The organism is Brevibacterium sp. NPDC049920, from assembly GCF_040656435.1.
Taxonomy (GTDB): domain Bacteria; phylum Actinomycetota; class Actinomycetes; order Actinomycetales; family Brevibacteriaceae; genus Brevibacterium; species Brevibacterium pityocampae.
In genome coordinates, this window is record NZ_JBFAMF010000003.1 from 216,295 (window position 1) to 232,712 (window position 16,418).

At 70.3% G+C, this 16,418-nt stretch carries 13 protein-coding genes; 8 read left to right on the forward strand and 5 right to left on the reverse strand.

Annotation, left to right across the window (positions count from 1 at the left end):
• Window positions 1–136: 136 nt before the first annotated feature.
• The 6 genes from AB0I45_RS04230 to AB0I45_RS04255 all read left to right on the forward strand — a co-directional run bounded on the left by AB0I45_RS04230 (window position 137) and on the right by AB0I45_RS04255 (window position 6,299).
• Window positions 137–2,368: a polyribonucleotide nucleotidyltransferase gene (locus AB0I45_RS04230; RefSeq protein ID WP_247423767.1), complete on the forward strand. Its 2,232-nt coding sequence runs from the start codon at window positions 137–139 to the stop codon at window positions 2,366–2,368.
• Window positions 2,369–2,377: 9 nt separating this feature from the next.
• A complete protein-coding gene (locus tag AB0I45_RS04235) occupies window positions 2,378–3,667 on the forward strand; it encodes a pitrilysin family protein (RefSeq protein ID WP_247423766.1) in 1,290 nt (429 codons plus the stop codon).
• 196 nt (window positions 3,668–3,863) lie between these two features.
• Window positions 3,864–4,493 carry a superoxide dismutase gene (locus AB0I45_RS04240; RefSeq protein ID WP_137320097.1) on the forward strand — a complete coding sequence of 210 codons (630 nt, stop codon included), beginning with the start codon at window positions 3,864–3,866 and terminating at the stop codon, window positions 4,491–4,493.
• 96 nt (window positions 4,494–4,589) lie between these two features.
• The gene (locus tag AB0I45_RS04245; RefSeq protein ID WP_247423765.1) at window positions 4,590–5,081 is read left to right on the forward strand and encodes a flavodoxin domain-containing protein; all 492 of its coding nucleotides are present in this window, start codon (window positions 4,590–4,592) and stop codon (window positions 5,079–5,081) included.
• Window positions 5,082–5,106: 25 nt separating this feature from the next.
• On the forward strand, window positions 5,107–5,856 hold the full coding sequence (gene dapB / locus AB0I45_RS04250) for a 4-hydroxy-tetrahydrodipicolinate reductase (protein WP_247423764.1): 750 nt from the start codon (window positions 5,107–5,109) through the stop codon (window positions 5,854–5,856).
• Window positions 5,856–6,299 (forward strand): hypothetical protein, encoded by a 444-nt coding sequence (locus AB0I45_RS04255; protein WP_360316994.1) that lies wholly within the window; start codon window positions 5,856–5,858, stop codon window positions 6,297–6,299. The genes dapB and AB0I45_RS04255 overlap by 1 nt, the downstream gene beginning before the upstream one ends.
• Window positions 6,300–6,306: 7 nt before the next feature.
• Here AB0I45_RS04255 and AB0I45_RS04260 read toward each other — a convergent pair whose 3' ends face one another.
• The 3 genes from AB0I45_RS04260 to AB0I45_RS04270 all read right to left on the reverse strand — a co-directional run bounded on the left by AB0I45_RS04260 (window position 6,307) and on the right by AB0I45_RS04270 (window position 10,723).
• The gene (locus AB0I45_RS04260; RefSeq protein WP_360316997.1) at window positions 6,307–7,860 is read right to left on the reverse strand and encodes an AMP-binding protein; all 1,554 of its coding nucleotides are present in this window, start codon (window positions 7,858–7,860) and stop codon (window positions 6,307–6,309) included.
• Window positions 7,861–7,913: 53 nt separating this feature from the next.
• Entirely contained in the window at window positions 7,914–9,149 is a 1,236-nt protein-coding gene (locus AB0I45_RS04265; protein ID WP_360317000.1) for a heparan-alpha-glucosaminide N-acetyltransferase domain-containing protein, read from the reverse strand.
• A gap of 134 nt (window positions 9,150–9,283) precedes the next feature.
• Window positions 9,284–10,723 (reverse strand): AMP-binding protein, encoded by a 1,440-nt coding sequence (locus AB0I45_RS04270; RefSeq protein ID WP_360317003.1) that lies wholly within the window; start codon window positions 10,721–10,723, stop codon window positions 9,284–9,286.
• Window positions 10,724–10,870: 147 nt separating this feature from the next.
• Between AB0I45_RS04270 and dapA the strand changes: the two genes are divergently transcribed.
• Both dapA and AB0I45_RS04280 read left to right on the forward strand, forming a co-directional pair.
• A complete protein-coding gene (gene dapA / locus AB0I45_RS04275) occupies window positions 10,871–11,791 on the forward strand; it encodes a 4-hydroxy-tetrahydrodipicolinate synthase (protein ID WP_295688442.1) in 921 nt (306 codons plus the stop codon).
• Window positions 11,788–13,473: a ribonuclease J gene (locus AB0I45_RS04280; protein WP_295688444.1), complete on the forward strand. Its 1,686-nt coding sequence runs from the start codon at window positions 11,788–11,790 to the stop codon at window positions 13,471–13,473. The genes dapA and AB0I45_RS04280 overlap by 4 nt, the downstream gene beginning before the upstream one ends.
• Window positions 13,474–13,563: 90 nt before the next feature.
• Here AB0I45_RS04280 and AB0I45_RS04285 read toward each other — a convergent pair whose 3' ends face one another.
• A complete protein-coding gene (locus tag AB0I45_RS04285; protein ID WP_295688445.1) occupies window positions 13,564–14,313 on the reverse strand; it encodes an IclR family transcriptional regulator in 750 nt (249 codons plus the stop codon).
• A gap of 3 nt (window positions 14,314–14,316) precedes the next feature.
• Window positions 14,317–16,263: an L-lactate permease gene (locus AB0I45_RS04290; protein ID WP_295688447.1), complete on the reverse strand. Its 1,947-nt coding sequence runs from the start codon at window positions 16,261–16,263 to the stop codon at window positions 14,317–14,319.
• Window positions 16,264–16,418: the final 155 nt, after the last annotated feature.

Sequence of the window (16,418 nt, forward strand, 5' to 3'; positions counted from 1 at the left end):
CGCAGCACAGAGAATGCGTGGGCCTCGATCGATGACCGGGCCGAATCACCGGGTGCGCACACGGTGCGCACCGACCGCGGCGGTCCACCCCACGCGCACCGCCGGATCCGGCGTGCGCACGTAGAACGGAGCTCACTTGGGCCTCAATCCAGAATCAGCAGTCGCACACATCGACAACGGGCGCTTCGGCTCCCACACCGTCCGGTTCGAGACCGGGCGCCTCGCCCAGCAGGCCGCCGGCGCCGCCGTCGCCTACCTCGACGACGAGACCATGCTCATGTCGGCCACCACGGCCGGCAAGTCCCCGAAGGAGCACTTCGACTTCTTCCCCCTCACCGTGGACGTCGAGGAGCGGATGTACGCCGCCGGCCGCATCCCCGGCTCGTTCTTCCGCCGTGAGGGACGCCCCTCCACGGACGCGATCCTCACCTGCCGCCTCATCGACCGCCCGCTGCGCCCGTCCTTCGTCAAGGGCCTGCGCAACGAGGTGCAGGTCGTCGTCACCGTGATGTCGATCCACCCCGACCACATCTACGACACCCTGGCGATCAACGCCGCCTCGCTGTCGACGCAGCTCTCCGGGCTGCCCTTCTCCGGCCCGATCGGCGGTGTGCGCGTCGCGCTCATCGAGGACCAGTGGGTCGCGTTCCCCAACTACTCGCAGCTGCAGGACGCCACCTTCGACATGGCGATCGCCGGCCGCGTCGTCGGTGACGACGTCGCGATCATGATGGTCGAGGCCGAGGCCACGGAGCAGTCCTGGGATCTCGTCCAGGGCGGCGCCACCGCGCCGACCGAGGAGATCGTCGCCGACGGCATCGAGGCCGCCAAGCCCTTCATCCGCGAACTCGTCCGCGCCCAGCAGGAGCTCGCCGACAAGGCCGCGAAGCCGACCGTCGAGTTCCCGGTCTTCCGTGAGTACCAGGACGACGTCTACGCCGACGTCGAGAAGCTCGCCTTCGAGCAGCAGACGAAGAACTTCCAGATCGCGGACAAGCAGGAGCGCGAAGCCGCCGGCGACGCCCTCCTCGACACCCTCTTCAGCGAGCTCGGCGAGAAGTACGCCGGCCGCGAGAAGGAGATCGCGGGCGCCCTCAACGCGCTGACCAAGAAGGTCGTGCGGCAGCGGATCCTCACCGAGCAGGTGCGCATCGACGGCCGCGGCCTCAAGGACATCCGGCCGCTCACCGCCGAGGTCGGCGTGCTCCCGCGCGTCCACGGCTCGGCCCTGTTCGAGCGCGGCGAGACCCAGATCCTCGGCGTCACCACGCTCAACATGCTCAAGCTCGAGCAGCAGATCGACTCGCTGTCGCCGGTGACGCGCAAGCGCTACCTCCACCACTACAACTTCCCGCCGTACTCCACCGGCGAGACCGGTCGCGTCGGCAGCCCCAAGCGCCGCGAGATCGGCCACGGCGCGCTCGCCGAGCGCGCCCTCGTCCCGGTGCTGCCCACGCGTGAGGAGTTCCCCTACGCGATCCGCCAGGTGTCCGAGGCGCTCGGCTCCAACGGCTCGACCTCAATGGGCTCCGTCTGCGCCTCGACCCTGTCGATGTTCAACGCCGGTGTGCCGCTGCGGGCCCCCGTGGCCGGCATCGCGATGGGCCTCGTGTCCGACGTCGTCCAGACCGACAGCGGCCCGCAGACGGCCTACGCCGCGCTCACCGACATCCTCGGCGCCGAGGACGCCTTCGGCGACATGGACTTCAAGGTCGCCGGCACCTCGGAGTACATCACCGCGATCCAGCTCGACACCAAGCTCGACGGACTCCCGGCGGCCGTGCTCACCGCTGCGCTCAAGCAGGCGAAGGAGGCCCGCGACGTCATCCTCGAGGTCATCGCCGCGGCGATCGACGGGCCGGCGGAGATGGCGCCGACCGCGCCGCGCATCATCTCGGTGCGCATCCCGGTCGACAAGATCGGCGAGGTCATCGGCCCCAAGGGCAAGATGATCAACCAGATCCAGGAGGACACCGGAGCGGAGATCAGCATCGAGGACGACGGCACCGTGCTCATCGGGGCGACCGACGGTCCGGCCGCCGACGCCGCGCGCTCGGCGATCAACGCGATCGCCAACCCGCAGGTCCCCGAGGTCGGCGAGCGCTACCTCGGCACCGTGGTCAAGTGCATGTCCTTCGGCGCCTTCGTGTCGCTGAGCCCCGGCAAGGACGGCCTGCTCCACATCTCCGAGCTGCGCAAGCTCAACGACGGCAAGCGCGTCGAGGATGTCGAGGACGTCGTGTCCGTGGGTCAGAAGATCCAGGTCGAGATCACCAAGGTCGACGACCGCGGCAAGCTCTCGCTCGTCCCCGTCACCGATGAGGACGACGCCGAGAGCGGCCAGGACGCCGCCGGGGCCGAGGAGTAAGCCGCCGGTTTGATCACCGAACAGCTCCTGGGGGAGGGCAGCAGCGTCTACCGCTCTGTCCTCCCCAGTGGTATCCGCGTCATCTCCGAGACCATGCCGGGTCTCGAGTCCGAGACCGTCGGCATCTGGGTGGACTCCGGCTCCCGCGACGAGGCACCGACCGCCGCCGGGTCGACCCACTTCCTCGAGCACATGCTCTTCAAGGGCACGCCGCAGCGCTCCGCCCGCCGGATCGCCGAGGAGTTCGACCGCACCGGCGGGGAGAGCAACGCGGTGACGGCGAAGGAGTACACCTGCTACTTCTCCCGCTGCCTCGTCGACGACGTCGACCACATCACCGCCCTGCTGTGGGACATGGTGCTCCACTCGACGCTCGACGCCCGCGAGTTCGAGCGCGAGCGCGGGGTCATCCTCGAGGAGCTCGCGATGAGTGCCGACGACCCCGGCGAGGTGCTCTACGACGCCTTCGACGAGTTCGTCTACGCCGGGCACCCGCTCGGCCGGCCGGTCGGGGCGCGCAAGGAGCAGATCCGCGCACTCGACCACCGGACGCTCCTCGACCACTACGCGCACGACTACGTCGGACCGCGGCTCGTGTTCGCCGCCGCCGGCGGCGCCGAGCACTCCGCGGTGGTGGAGATGGTCGCCCGCGCGACGGCCGACCTGCCCGAGCTGTCCTCCGCTCCGGGCGCCGGCCTCCGCCCGGTGCGCACACCTCCGGAGTTCCACGGCGGGGTGCACACCGTCGTCAAGGACACCGAGCAGCAGGGCATCATCCTCGGCATGCCCGGCCTCCCCGAGGCCGACGACGAGCGGTTCACCATGACGGTGCTCTACTCGCTGCTCGGCGGCGGAATGTCCTCGCGCCTGTTCCAGGAGATCCGGGAGGAGCGCGGGCTCGCCTACAGCGTCCACTGCATCGCGAGCACCCACGCCGACTCCGGGCAGTTCGGGATCTACGCGGGCACCTCGCCGGCCTCGGCCCAGCAGGTCATCGACCTGTGCGCGGCGGAGCTCGACCGGCTGGCAACGACTGTGCCCGGCCGCGACGAGGTCGAGGCGATCGTGTCCCAGGTCGCCGGGTCCACCGTGCTCGGCCTCGAGAGCTCGGCGGCCCGGATGAACCGCCTGGCGCGCGCCGAGCTCTACGGCCGGCCGCTGCAGACCCCGTCCGAGCTCATCGACCGGGTGCGGGCGGTGACGCCGGAGCAGGTGACCGCGCTCGCCGAGCGCCTCGCCGCCGGTCCGCGCGCGCTCGTCACCTGCGGACCGGGCACCGCCTTCGAGCTCCCGGGCTGAGCGCCTCCGGACCGGTTCCACGGATCCCCGCGGCGACCGGGATGCCGGGCAGCTCGCCGGAGCCGTTCGGAATACTGCCAGGTGGGAACGCGTTGTGAGGCATAGGACCCTTCGATAGGGTCGAAGTGCATGGCGGCACACTGCCGCGCCGGGACGACCACGTCGGCCCGGACACGTCCGAATGAGGAGGAAACACATGGTTGAGCAGTACACGCTCCCGGAGCTGCCCTACGACTACGCCGCTCTCGAGCCGCACATCTCGGCGAAGATCATGGAGCTCCATCACGACAAGCACCATGCCACCTACGTCAAGGGTGCGAACACCGCCCTCGAGCAGATGGCGGAGGCCCGCGAGAAGGGTGATTTCGGGACCATCGGCAAGCTGTCGAAGGACCTGTCGTTCAACCTCGGCGGCCACGTCAACCACTCGATCTTCTGGAACAACATGTCCCCGGACGGCGGCGACAAGCCCACCGGTGAGCTCGCCGCGGCGATCGACGACCAGCTCGGCGGATTCGACGCCTTCCAGGGCCAGTTCACCGGTGTCGCGACCTCGATCCAGGGCTCCGGCTGGGCCATCCTCGGCTGGGACACCCTGGGTCAGCGCCTCACCATCGAGCAGCTCTATGATCAGCAGGGCAACGTCCAGGTGGGCTACATCCCGCTGCTCCAGCTCGACATGTGGGAGCACGCGTTCTACCTCGACTACCAGAACGTCAAGCCCGACTACGTCAAGGCGTGGTGGAACATCGTCAACTGGGAGGACGTGCAGGCCCGCTTCGAGCGCGCACGCACCCAGACCCCGGGGCTGCTGCTCGGCAAGTGATGAGCACCCCGCACCGCACCTGAACCCTGCGGTCCGACTGCGGACCCGGTCCTCGACCGGGTCCGCAGTCGTCTGCAGGGGCATCGGAGGAACGCCATGCCCTGGCACATCGTCCACAGCTCGAAGCACGGGACCGCCCGATCCTATGCGGAGAACCTCGCCGCGGACCTCGGGACCGGGGCGCACCCGCTCGCGGACCCTGCCCCCGCCGGAGCGCCGGTGATCCTGGTCGCGCCGATCTACGCCGGCCGCATCCACGGCCTCGCGGAGCTGCGTCGGCGCTCCGGGGAGCCGGCGGCAGCGGTGCTCGTCGGGCTCATGCCCATCGACTCCTCCCGGCGGGCCGAGGTGGCCCGCACCCACCTCGGCGACACTCCCGTGTTCCAGGTCCCCGGCCGCATCCGGTGGGCCGAGCTCGGCCTGCGGGAGCGGGTGATGATGCACACGCTCGGGGCGATCACCCGCCTGCGGCGCCGACGCACCGCGACCGACGAGCAGTTCCTCGCCCTCCTCGGCACCGACTCCGGGGCCGTCGACCCGGCGGCGCTCGACCCGGTGCGGGCGTGGGCGGAGCGGGCGCGGCGGTAGGATGGGTCGCCGGGAGGATCAACATATGAGTGAGATCAGGGTCGCCGTCATCGGCGCACAGGGACGCATGGGTTCGCATGCGGTGGCAGCGATCGAGGAGGCCGAGGGGCTCGCCCTCGTCGCCGCGCTCGGCAGCGCTGACGGCCTCGACGCCGTGCTCGACGCGCAGGCCGACGTCGCCGTCGAGCTCACCGTGCCGCGAGCCACCGAGGACAACGTGCGCTTCCTCGTCGAGCACGGCATCGACACCGTCGTCGGCACCACCGGCTGGGACGCCGAGCGCCTCTCCCGGCTCGAATCGCTGCTCGCCGAGCACCCCGGCACCGCGGTGCTCATCGCCCCGAACTTCTCGATCGGCGCGGTGCTCGCGATGCACTTCGCCGAGCTCGCCGCGAAGTACTTCGACTCCGCCGAGGTCGTCGAGATCCACCACCCGCGCAAGCTCGACGCGCCGTCGGGCACCGCGGTGCACACTGCGCAGCGGATCGCCGCCGCCCGAAGCGCGGCCGGTCTCCCGGCGGTGCCCGATGCCACCGAATCCGACCCCCACGGGGCGCGCGGCGCCGTCATCGACGGCATCCACGTCCACGCGGTCCGCCAGCTGGGGATGAATGCGAGCGAGGAGATCCACTTCGGCGCGGACGGCGAGGCGCTCACCCTCCGCACCGACACCTTCTCGACCTCGGCCTTCATGCCCGGCATCATCACCGCGATCCGCGAGATCGGCGGCCGCGAAGGGCTCGCCGTCGGGCTCGAGAACTACCTCACCCTCTGATGTCGAAGGCCAAGATCGGCGCCCTCGTCGTCGCCGCGCTGCTCGCGGTCTACCTCGTCTTCACCGTGCAGCGCGGCTGGATCATGCTCACCGAGGACGACCCGATCGCGAAGATCCTCGGGATCGCACTGTTCGCGCTGCCGGTGGTCGGGGCCTGGGCCCTCATCGCCGAGCTCCTGTTCGGCTCGCGCATGCAGCGCCTCGGCTCGATCCTCGAGGACGAGGGCGGCCTGCCCGAGGACACCCTGCCGCGCACCCCGGGCGGCCGGATCGTCCGCGAGGCCGCCGACGCCGAGTTCGCCAAGTACCGGGACGAGGTCGAGGCCGCCCCGGAGGAATGGCGGCGCTGGTTCCGCCTGTCGTGCGCCTACGACGCGGCCGGGGACCGGCGACGCGCCCGCAGCACCATGCGTCGGGCGATCGCGGTCGAGCGCGGCCGCTGAGCGCCGCTCACTGCACCCGATCGCGGAGCACGGTCTTCTGGATCTTCCCGATCCCGGAGCGGGGGAAGGCGTCGAGGATGCGGATGTCCTTGGGGTGTTTGTAGCTGGCGAGGCGGTCGGTGAGGTAGTCGCGGACGGATGCGAGTGTGGGTGGGTCGTCGGGGTTTTTGGGGACGATGCAGGCGATGGGGACTTCTCCCCATGTCTCGTCGGGTCTGCCGACGATGCTGATCTCGGAGATCTGGGGGTGCCAGGTGAGTGCGTTCTCGATCTCGGCGCAGTAGATGTTCTCGCCGCCGGAGATGATCATGTCCTTGAGGCGGTCGACGACGTAGATGAATCCGTCGGCGTCGCGGCGGACGAGGTCGCCGGAGTGGAACCAGCCGCCGTGGAAGGCTTCGGCGGTGGCTGTCTCGTTGTTCCAGTAGCGGTCCATGACGCAGGGTCCGCGGTAGACGATCTCGCCGACCTCGTCGACGCCGACGTCGTTCATCTGAGGGTCGACCACCCGGATCGCAGTGTCGTCGGTGGGCTTGCCCACGGACCCGATCCGGACGAGCGAATCCTCGAACTCGAGACCCACCCCGTAGCCCGTCGTCTCGGTCTGGCCGAAGGCGGCCTTGACCTCGGCGCCGGGCAGGGCGCCCTTCATCCGCTCGAGGAGCTTCTCGCTCGCCGGGGCCCCGCCCCAGTTCGCGTGCGTGAGCGCCAGCCCCTCGCCGCCGCTGCGCTCGATCTCCTCGCACAGGAGCTGCCACTGCTGCGGGACCATGAACGTCGCGGTGACCGCGAACCGCTTCATCGTCGCCAGCGTCTCCGCCGGGTCGAACCCGGCGCTCGGGATGACGAGAGCGGTCCCGCCGCCGGCGAGCGCACCGTGGCAGCCGAGGAAGGCACCGATGTGGAACAGGGGAGGGGCGAGCATGACGACCCCCTGCCCGCTCTTGATGCCCCAGCGGTTCGCGACCTGGGCGGAGCAGGCGAAGATGTTCCCGTGGGAGAGCACGGCGCCCTTCGGATTGCCCGTGGTGCCCGAGGTGTGCATGATCGCGAAGTCGTCGCCGGACGCGGGAGAGACGAGCTCCGCATCGGCGAGCTCGACCCGCTCGGCGGTCTCGAGCAGGTCGACCGCATCGCAGTCGATGACCTCCGGGCTCGCCGTGGCCGCGGCGACGGCGCCGGCGGCGAGCTCCGCGAGCGACTCCTCGGTGAACAGGAGGTCCGGGGTGACGTTGTCGAGGATGAACGCGACCTCGCCGGAGGACAGGCGGAAGTTGATCGGCACGATGATCGCGCCGATCGCCGAGGCGGCCTGCACGAGGACGAGGAACTCCGGTCGGTTCGTCAGGAGGACCGCGACCCGGTCGCCGCGACCCACGCCGCGTTCGCGCAGGTCCTGGGCGGTGCGGCGGATCTGCGAGGCGAACACCGCCCAGCTCGTGTCCCGGCCGCGGAAGCTCACCGCGATCTCATCGGGCACCTCGTGGGCGTGGCGGAGGATCTTCGCGACCACCGATGCGGAGCGGCTGAAGGACAGGGCGGCCAGGTCTGCAGATGTCATCGTCGACGTCTCCTCATTCAGGATGACCGAGCGTTCGGTCGGTGCTCCTGAATCTAGTGGACGGCGATGTCCCTGTCATCCGTGCGCGCCGGAACGGGGCCGAGGATCGCACGCTGCACGGCCCGCACCGCGCTCGACAGCGGCCATTCGAGGGGCCCGCGCGGTGATGCGAGTCCGCGCCAGGCGAGGGCGAACAGCATCGCGATCCCCACATGGACGAACAGCTCGGTCAGGCCGCCCATCGGTGCGAGCCGGCTGATCTCGAGGAACACGATGTGGCCGGTGTAGACCGTCAACGGCATCGAGCCGGGGGCGCTGAACGGGGCGAGCAGCCAGGAGCGCTGCCCCAGTGCGATCGCGGCGAGCGCGCACAGGCCGAGCACCGCGACGGCGACCCCGGAGGTGTGGAACAGGTCGAAGGGGGTGGCCGAGTGAGGACCGGCGATCGCCAGCCACCACCAGGTGTCGGTGGGCGTCACCCCGTAGGAGCCGGCCTGCAGGGCGTACTCGAGGGAGCCCGGCTCGGGGTCCGGGACCGGGCCGACGGACGCCTCGAGCACGGCCCGTCCGCCGGCGGTGAGGAGGAGGGAGGAGACGGCCTTCGCGAGCAGCGCGGTGCCGAGCCCGATGATCACGGCGGTGCCCGCAGTGCGCACCGAGCGCCAGTCGAGCCGGGCGAGGAACATCCCGAGCAGCAGGTAGCCCATCCACGGCAGCACCGGGTAGTAGCCGGTGAGGAGCAGATCGGTGAAGAGGTACTGCGGGGTGAGGAGGTCCCCGGGAGTCGGCACGATGTAGGAGGTCTCGAGCTCGAGGCCGCGGCGCAGCGCCATGCTCAGCACGGGTGCGAGCGCCATCCACAGCGGTGCGAGCAGGCCGAGCGCGAGCGCGGGCAGACGGAGGAAGAGCGGGGCGAGGGCGAACATCACACCGTAGAACACGAGGATGACGGCGATGCTCGAGGTCACCATGCCGAGCAGCAGGCCGACGATCGAGATGAGGAGCCCGCGCAGCATGAGGCCGGCCGCGGCGGCGGCCCACGGGCGGGCACCCGGCCGGGCGAGGACGCGCTGCGTGCTCAGCACCACGGAGAATCCGGCCAGGACGGCGAACAGCGCCGAGGACCGGCCGGCGAACCACACCGCGGGGGTGAATGCGCCCTCGGCGGACACGAAGGTGAGGACGTGGGTGACCATCATGCCGAACAGCGCCAGCCCGCGGGCGGTGTCGATGCCGAGGTTCCGTCCGGCCGGTGCCAGGCGGCGGGCCACTGTCGAGGCGTCGGGCACACGGGCTCCTGCGGGTGAGACGGAGGTGCGGATGGTGATGATTGTGCCACAGCGCGCACCGGCCGCAGCCCTGCCGTGCGGTGCGGATGCGGGAACCCGCGAGGCGCTCGGCAGGGTGGTGTCGGACGGGGGACTCAGCCCCCGGCGACGGTGTCGCGGAGCACGGTCTTCTGGATCTTGCCCATCCCGGAGCGGGGGAAGGTGTCGAGGATGCGGATGTCCTTGGGGTGTTTGTAGCTGGCGAGGCGGTCGGTGAGGTAGTCGCGGATGGATGCGAGTGTGGGTGGGTCGTCGGGGTTCTTGGGGACGATGCAGGCGATGGGGACTTCTCCCCATGTCTCGTCGGGTCTGCCGACGATGCTGATCTCGGAGATCTGGGGGTGCCAGGTGAGTGCGTTCTCGATCTCGGCGCAGTAGATGTTCTCGCCGCCGGAGATGATCATGTCCTTGAGGCGGTCGACGACGTAGATGAATCCGTCGACGCCGACGTCGTTCATCTGAGGGTCGACGATCCTGATGGAGGTCTCCGCGGTCGGCTTCCCGACTGACCCGATCTTCCGCAACGAATCCTCGAAGCGCAGGCTGACCGCCGTTCCGGTGGTCTCCGTCTGCCCGAACACCGCGGTGATCGCCGCGTCAGGCATGCACTCGGCCATCCGCAGCAGGAGCTTCTCGCTCGCCGGGGCCCCGCCCCAGTTCGCATGGGTGATCGCCAGTCCCTCGCCGCCGGAGCGCTCGATCTCCTCGCACAGGAGCTGCCACTGCTGCGGGACCATGAAGGCCGCGCTCACCGCGCTGCGCTTCATGGTCGTGAGCGTGGCCGCGGGGTCGAAGCCCGCGCTCGGGATGACGAGGGCCGTCGCGCCGCGGGCGAGTGCGCTGAGGAAGGACATGAAGGAGCCGATGTGGAACAGGGGAGGGGCGAGCATGATGACCCCGCCACCGGGCTCCACGCCCCAGCGCGCGGAGTTCTGGATCGCGGAGGAGAACACGGTGAGGCAGCTGAGCACGGCGCCCTTGGGGTTCCCGGTGGTGCCCGAGGTGTGGAGGATGACGAAGTCATCCGTGCCGGCGGGTACGAACAGGTCCTCGACCGGGAGCCGGTCTGCACTCGTCGCTGCCGTGCGGAACTCCTCGGACCCGCACTCGAGCACCACCGGTGCGGAGTCGGTGGTGGCGGGGGCATCGCGGGCCTGCTCCGCGGTCGCCGGCTCGGTGACGAGGAGCTGGGGGTCGGTGCTGTCGACGATGCAGGCGATCTCCCCGGCGCTGAGCCGGAAGTTGATCGGCACGATGATCGCGCCGAGCGCCGCTGCGGCCGCCGCGGTGAGGAGGAACTCGGGACGGTTGGTCGTGAGGACCGCCACCCGGTCGCCGGTGCGGATGCCGCGCCGGCGGAAGTCGACGGCGAGCGCGAGCACCGAGTCCGCGCACTCCCGCCAGCTCGTCTCCTCGTCGCGATAGCGGATGGCGACGGCATCGGGGATCTCGTGCGCGTGGCGCAGCAGCTTGCCGACCAGCGACGGCGATCGGCTGAGTGCGAGCGCCGCTGCTTCGACGGTGACGGTGGTCACGGGGATGCTCCTCGGGTCGGCGTCGTTTGAACGCGACTGAACGTTCGCAAGGCTGAATCTAGCCGAGGTTGTGAGCGATGTTACGGGAGCCGCCGTCGCGGCCGCGTCCGCCGCCCGACCGTGGACCCCAGCCGCTAGACTGGGCGCATGGCATTGATCAGTGATTCCGACGCGGCCGTGGCGCGCGAGGCGTTCGGTGCCGTCGGCACCGCGATGATCACCCCCTTCGACGCCGCCGGCGGCATCGACTACGCCGCCGTGGAAGCCACCGCGGAGCACCTCGTGGACCTCGGCAACGACCAGCTCGTCGTGTCCGGCACCACCGGGGAATCCCCGACCACGACGGATCGGGAGAAGAGACGCCTCCTCGAGACCGTGGTCGGCGCCGTCGGCGATCGCGCCCGGATCCTCGCCGGCGTCGGCACCAACATCACTGCGCACTCCGTCGAGCTCGCCCAGCAGGCGGCCGCCGCCGGCGCGCACGGGCTGCTCGTCGTCACCCCCTACTACTCGAAGCCGCCGCAGGCCGCGATCGCTGAGCACATGCGCACCGTCGCCGACGCCACCGAGCTGCCGGTCATGCTCTACGACATCCCGGGCCGCTCCGGGGTGCCGATCGACACCGAGACCCTGCTCCGGCTCGCCGAGCACCCGCGGATCCTCGCGGTCAAGGACGCCAAGGGCGACCTCGTCGCCTCGCAGCGCGTGATGACCGAGAGCTCCCTCGTCTACTACTCCGGCGAGGACGCGCTCAACCTCCCCCTCATGGCGTTCGGCGCCGTGGGCATCGTCTCCGTGGTCGGCCACGTCAGCGCCGACAAGTTCGCTTCCATGGTGGCCGCCGTCGGGGACAACGACCTCGACTCCGCCCGCCGCATCGCCGGGGAGCTCGCGCCCCTCGTCGACGCCATCATGAATCACCTCCCCGGAGTGGTGGCCGTCAAGGCCGCCCTCGAGCTCCAGGGAGTGATTCCCACCCGCGCCACTCGCATGCCGCTGCTCCCCGCAGCAGACGAGCAGGTCGAGTCCCTGCGCGCTCAACTGATAAGGAGCGGTTACCTCCAGTGACCACATTTCTCGCAGAGCCCGGTGAACCGCCCGTCGTCGATCCGGAGGCGCTGCGCATAGTCGCCCTCGGCGGCCTCGGCGAGGTCGGCCGCAACATGACCGTGTTCGAGTACCGCGGCAAGATCCTCATCGTCGACTGCGGCGTCCTCTTCCCCGAGGAGGAGCAGCCCGGCATCGACCTCATCCTGCCGGACTTCAGCTACCTCGACGACCGGATGGACGACATCGTCGGCCTCGTCCTCACCCACGGCCACGAGGACCACATCGGTGCGGTGCCCTACCTCCTCAAGCGCCGCGCCGACATCCCGATCCTCGGCTCCGTGCTCACGCTCGCGCTCATCGAGGCGAAGCTCAAGGAGCACCGGATCAAGGCGACCACCCGCGTGGTCAAGGAGGACGACACCGACCAGCTCGGCCCGTTCGACCTCGAGTTCGTCGCCGTCAACCACTCGATCCCCGACGCGCTCGCCGTGTGCATCCGGACCGGCGCCGGAACCGTGCTCCACACCGGCGACTTCAAGATGGATCAGCTGCCGCTCGACCGCCGGATCACCGACCTGCGCGCCTTCGCCCGACTGGGCGAGGAGGGCATCGACCTGTTCCTCACCGATTCGACGAACGCGGACGTGCCCGGCTTCACCTCGCCGGAGAAGAACATCGGCCCGGTCCTCGAGACCCTGTTCGGCACCGCGGAGCGGCGCATCATCGTCGCCTCCTTCGCTTCGCACGTCCACCGCGTCCAGCAGGTGCTCGAGGCGGCGAACGCCCACGGCCGCAAGGTCGCTCTCGTCGGCCGCTCGATGGTCCGCAACATGAAGATCGCCCAGGACCTCGGCTACCTCCACGTGCCCCACGGCGTGCTCATCGACCTCAAGGACGTCGACAAGCTGCCCGACGACCAGGTCGTGCTCATGTGCACCGGCTCGCAGGGCGAGCCGATGGCCGCCCTGTCCCGGATGGCCGCCGGCAGCCACCGGATCCAGGTGGGGGAGGGCGACACCGTCATCCTCGCCTCCTCGCTCATCCCGGGCAACGAGAACGCCGTGTTCCGCGTCATCAACGGGCTCATGAAGCTCGGGGCGAACGTCATCCACAAGGGCAACGCCAAGGTCCACGTGTCCGGGCACGCCTCGGCCGGCGAGCTCCTCTACTGCTACAACATCGTCAAGCCGCGCGGCGTCATGCCGGTCCACGGCGAATGGCGCCACATGCTCGCCAACGCGCAGCTCGCAATGGACACCGGGGTGCCCGAGGATCACGTCGTGCTCGCCGACGACGGCTGGGTCGTCGACCTCAAGGACGGGCGCGCCGAGGTCGTCGGCGCCGTGGACTGCGAATACGTGTTCGTCGACGGCTCCTCGGTGGGCGAGGTGACCGAGGCGGACCTCCGCGACCGGCGCACGCTCGCCGACGAGGGCTTCGTGTCCGTATTCATGACCGTCGACTCCAAGCGCGGGGAGATCCTCGCCGGCCCGATCGTGCACACGCGCGGCGTCGCGGAGAGCGACGCGGTGTTCGACTCGATCCGCCCGAAGATCGAATCCGCGGTCAAGGACGCTCTCGCGAGCGGGACCAAGGACGAGCACCGGCTGCAGCAGGTCATCCGCCGCACGCTCGGCCGCTGGATCTCCTCGAAGCTGCGCCGCAAGCCGATGATCGTCCCGATGGTCGTCATCGTGTGAGCCGACTGCCCGCCACGGAGCTCGCCGCCCGAGTGTGTGAAGAGCCGGCCCACCCCGCGGGGTGGGCCGGCTCTTCACATCCGTGCGGGTTCAGCCCCGGTCGTAGGCGTGCCAGCGCTCGGCGAGCCCGGCGGCGGTCGCGCTGAGGGCGCGGGCGACCTCGGCGAAGGTCTGCGGGGTGAGCCGGGAGGACGGCCCGGACACCGACAGCCCGGCCGGTGCCGGTCCGCCGGGGACGGCGACCGCGAGGCAGCGCACCCCGACCTCCTGCTCTTCGTCGTCGACGGCGTAGCCCACCTCGCGGGCGCGTGCGATCTCGCCGAGCAGCGCCCCGACATCGGGGGCCGGGCCGCCGTCCACCGGCGGGAGGGCGAGCAGTCCGCGGGCCTCCTCGACCGGCAGCGCGGCGAGCACCGCTTTGCCGACCCCGGTGTTGTGCAGCGGCACGCGGCGGCCGACCTCGGTGAACATCCGCATCGAGCGCGGCGAGGCGGCCTGGGCCACGTAGGTCATGGAGTCGCGGGTGAAGAATGCGAGGTTGACGGTCTCCCCGAGCGACTCCGCGAGCTCCGCGAGGAGCGGCTGGGCCTCCGCGCCCGTCTGGTGCGCGGCGACGGCGCCGAGGCGCACCAGCCGGGGCCCGAGCGAATAGCTCCGGTCGGCGAGCTGGAGCACGATCCCGCGCGCGGCGAGCGTGCCGAGGATCCGGTGCACCGTGGGCACCGGGAGCCGGATCGCCGTGGCGAGATCCTTGCTCCGCGCCGCACCCCCGGCGTCCGCGAGGGCTTCGAGGACGTCGAGGGTGCGGTCGACCGATTGGACGCGCTGGGGCGAGGACACGGTTCAGCGGCGGCCGGCGGGCCCGGTGCCGCCGGGGCGGTCGTCCCCATCGGTGGCGCGGTCGCCCGTACGATTGGCGTGCGGATCCGCGGCGAGGGAGCCGGCCGGGACCTCGGCGGCCGCGCGCTCCTGCTCCTCGTCGACCGGGAGCAGCTCGTCGTTGTCCCGGCCGCTGGAGCGGGAGAGCAGGACGAACGTCACTGCGAGGCCGATGAGGATGAGCGCGAACATGATCGTGCCGATGTTGAGGCCGGGCCCGAATACCATCATGTAGGCGATCGATCCCGCCGTGAGGCAGTAGACGGCCATCGGGATGATCGTCTTGCGGATGATGTCGCCCTCGCGACCGAGCAGGCCGACGGTCGCGGCGGCGGCGACGACGTTGTGGACCGCGACCATGTTGCCGGCCGCACCGCCCACCGCCTGCGCGGCAACGACGGTCTCCGGCGAGGACGCACCGATATTCACGCCGGTGGTGAACTGGAACTGCGAGAACATGAGGTTGGACACGGTGTTCGACCCCGCGACGAACGCGCCGAGCGCCCCGACGAAGGGTGCGGCGAGCGGCCAGTTGTGACCGAGCGTCTCTGCCGCCGCCGACGCGAGCGTCACCGGCATCGAATCCATGCCCGCAGCGTTGTAGTCCGGGCCCGAGTTGATGAACACCCGGACCATCGGGACCGAGCACAGGAGTGCGACGGCCGCACCCGCGATCTGCCCGCCGGCGAGCTTCCACGCGGCGGCGACCTGGCGGCCGCTCATGCGGTGGAGCGCGATGGTGATGAGCGAGGCGAGGACGAAGAGCGCACCCGGCGAGTAGATCAGGTCCATGTTCTGGTTGATCGGGGTGCCGAAGATGCCCTCGACCTTGATGACGGCGGGGCCGGTGAGGAATGCCTTGACCGCCGGGATGTTGCGGGTGATGAGGAGGAGGACGACGACGATGAGGTACGGCGCCCAGGCCTGCACGAGCGGCATCCGCTTCTTGAGGTGCGAGGCCTCCGCGGCTGGGCTGACCGTTCCCATCCAGCGCTCGGGCCAGCGGTAGCGCGGCGCGAACTCCCAGGTGTCCTTGGGGGTGAGGAAACCGGCGCGGGCGGCGGGCACGACGATGAGGAGGCCGACGAGACCGCCGATCATCGAGGGGAACTCCGGGCCGAGGAAGGTTGCGACGAGGAGGTAGGGGACGATCATTGCGAAGGCGGCGAAGATCGCGAAGGGTGCGACGGCGAGCCCGTCAGCGAACCGGCGGCGGCTGCCGAAGAACCCGGTCATGAAGCAGCACAGGGTGAGCGGGATCAGGATGCCGCAGATCGCGTGGATGAGCGCGACCTGGCCGGCGGTGTGCGCGACGAAGCCGAGCTGATCGAGGCCGAGCACGCCGGCGCGCTCGGCGACATCGGCCGACATCGCACCGGTCTCATCGGCCAGGCCGTTGCCGATGCCGGTGAGCATGGGGGTGCCGACCGCGCCGAAGCTCACCGGGGTCGACTGGATGATGAGGCCGAACATCACCGCGGCGATCGCGGGGAAGCCGAGGGCGAGCATGAGCGGAGCGACGACCGCGGCGGGTGCGCCGAATCCGGCCGCGCCCTCGATGAAGCTGCCGAACAGCCAGGCGACGATGATGACCTGGACGCGGCGGTCGGCGGACACGGAGATGAACCCGGCGCGGATCGTGTCGATCGCCCCGGACTTCGTCACGGTGGCGAGCATGACGAGCGCACCGAACACGATCCACAGCAGGCCGATGGCGACGAGGATGCCCTGCACGATCGAGGCGCCGATGGTCACGAGGTCGATCTGCCAGGCGAAGAACGCGACCGCGGCCGCGACGACGAGGCTGATGGGCATGGCGATCGCCGCGGGCATTCGGAAGCCGAGCAGCAGCACGCCGGCCACGATGATCGGGAGGAGCGCGAGCAGCGCCGCGACGAAGAGGTTGTCCATGTCATTCCTGTCTGCGGGGGAGCCGCATGAAGTGTCGGGTCGGCACGTCCCCGCGAGGCGGCGGTGCCCGAGCGAGGTGTGATTCCAATCACGGTGACAGTAGAGCATGCCGCAGCACTGTGCAAGCGTTCGATGAGTGCTTCGCGGGGAGCCGG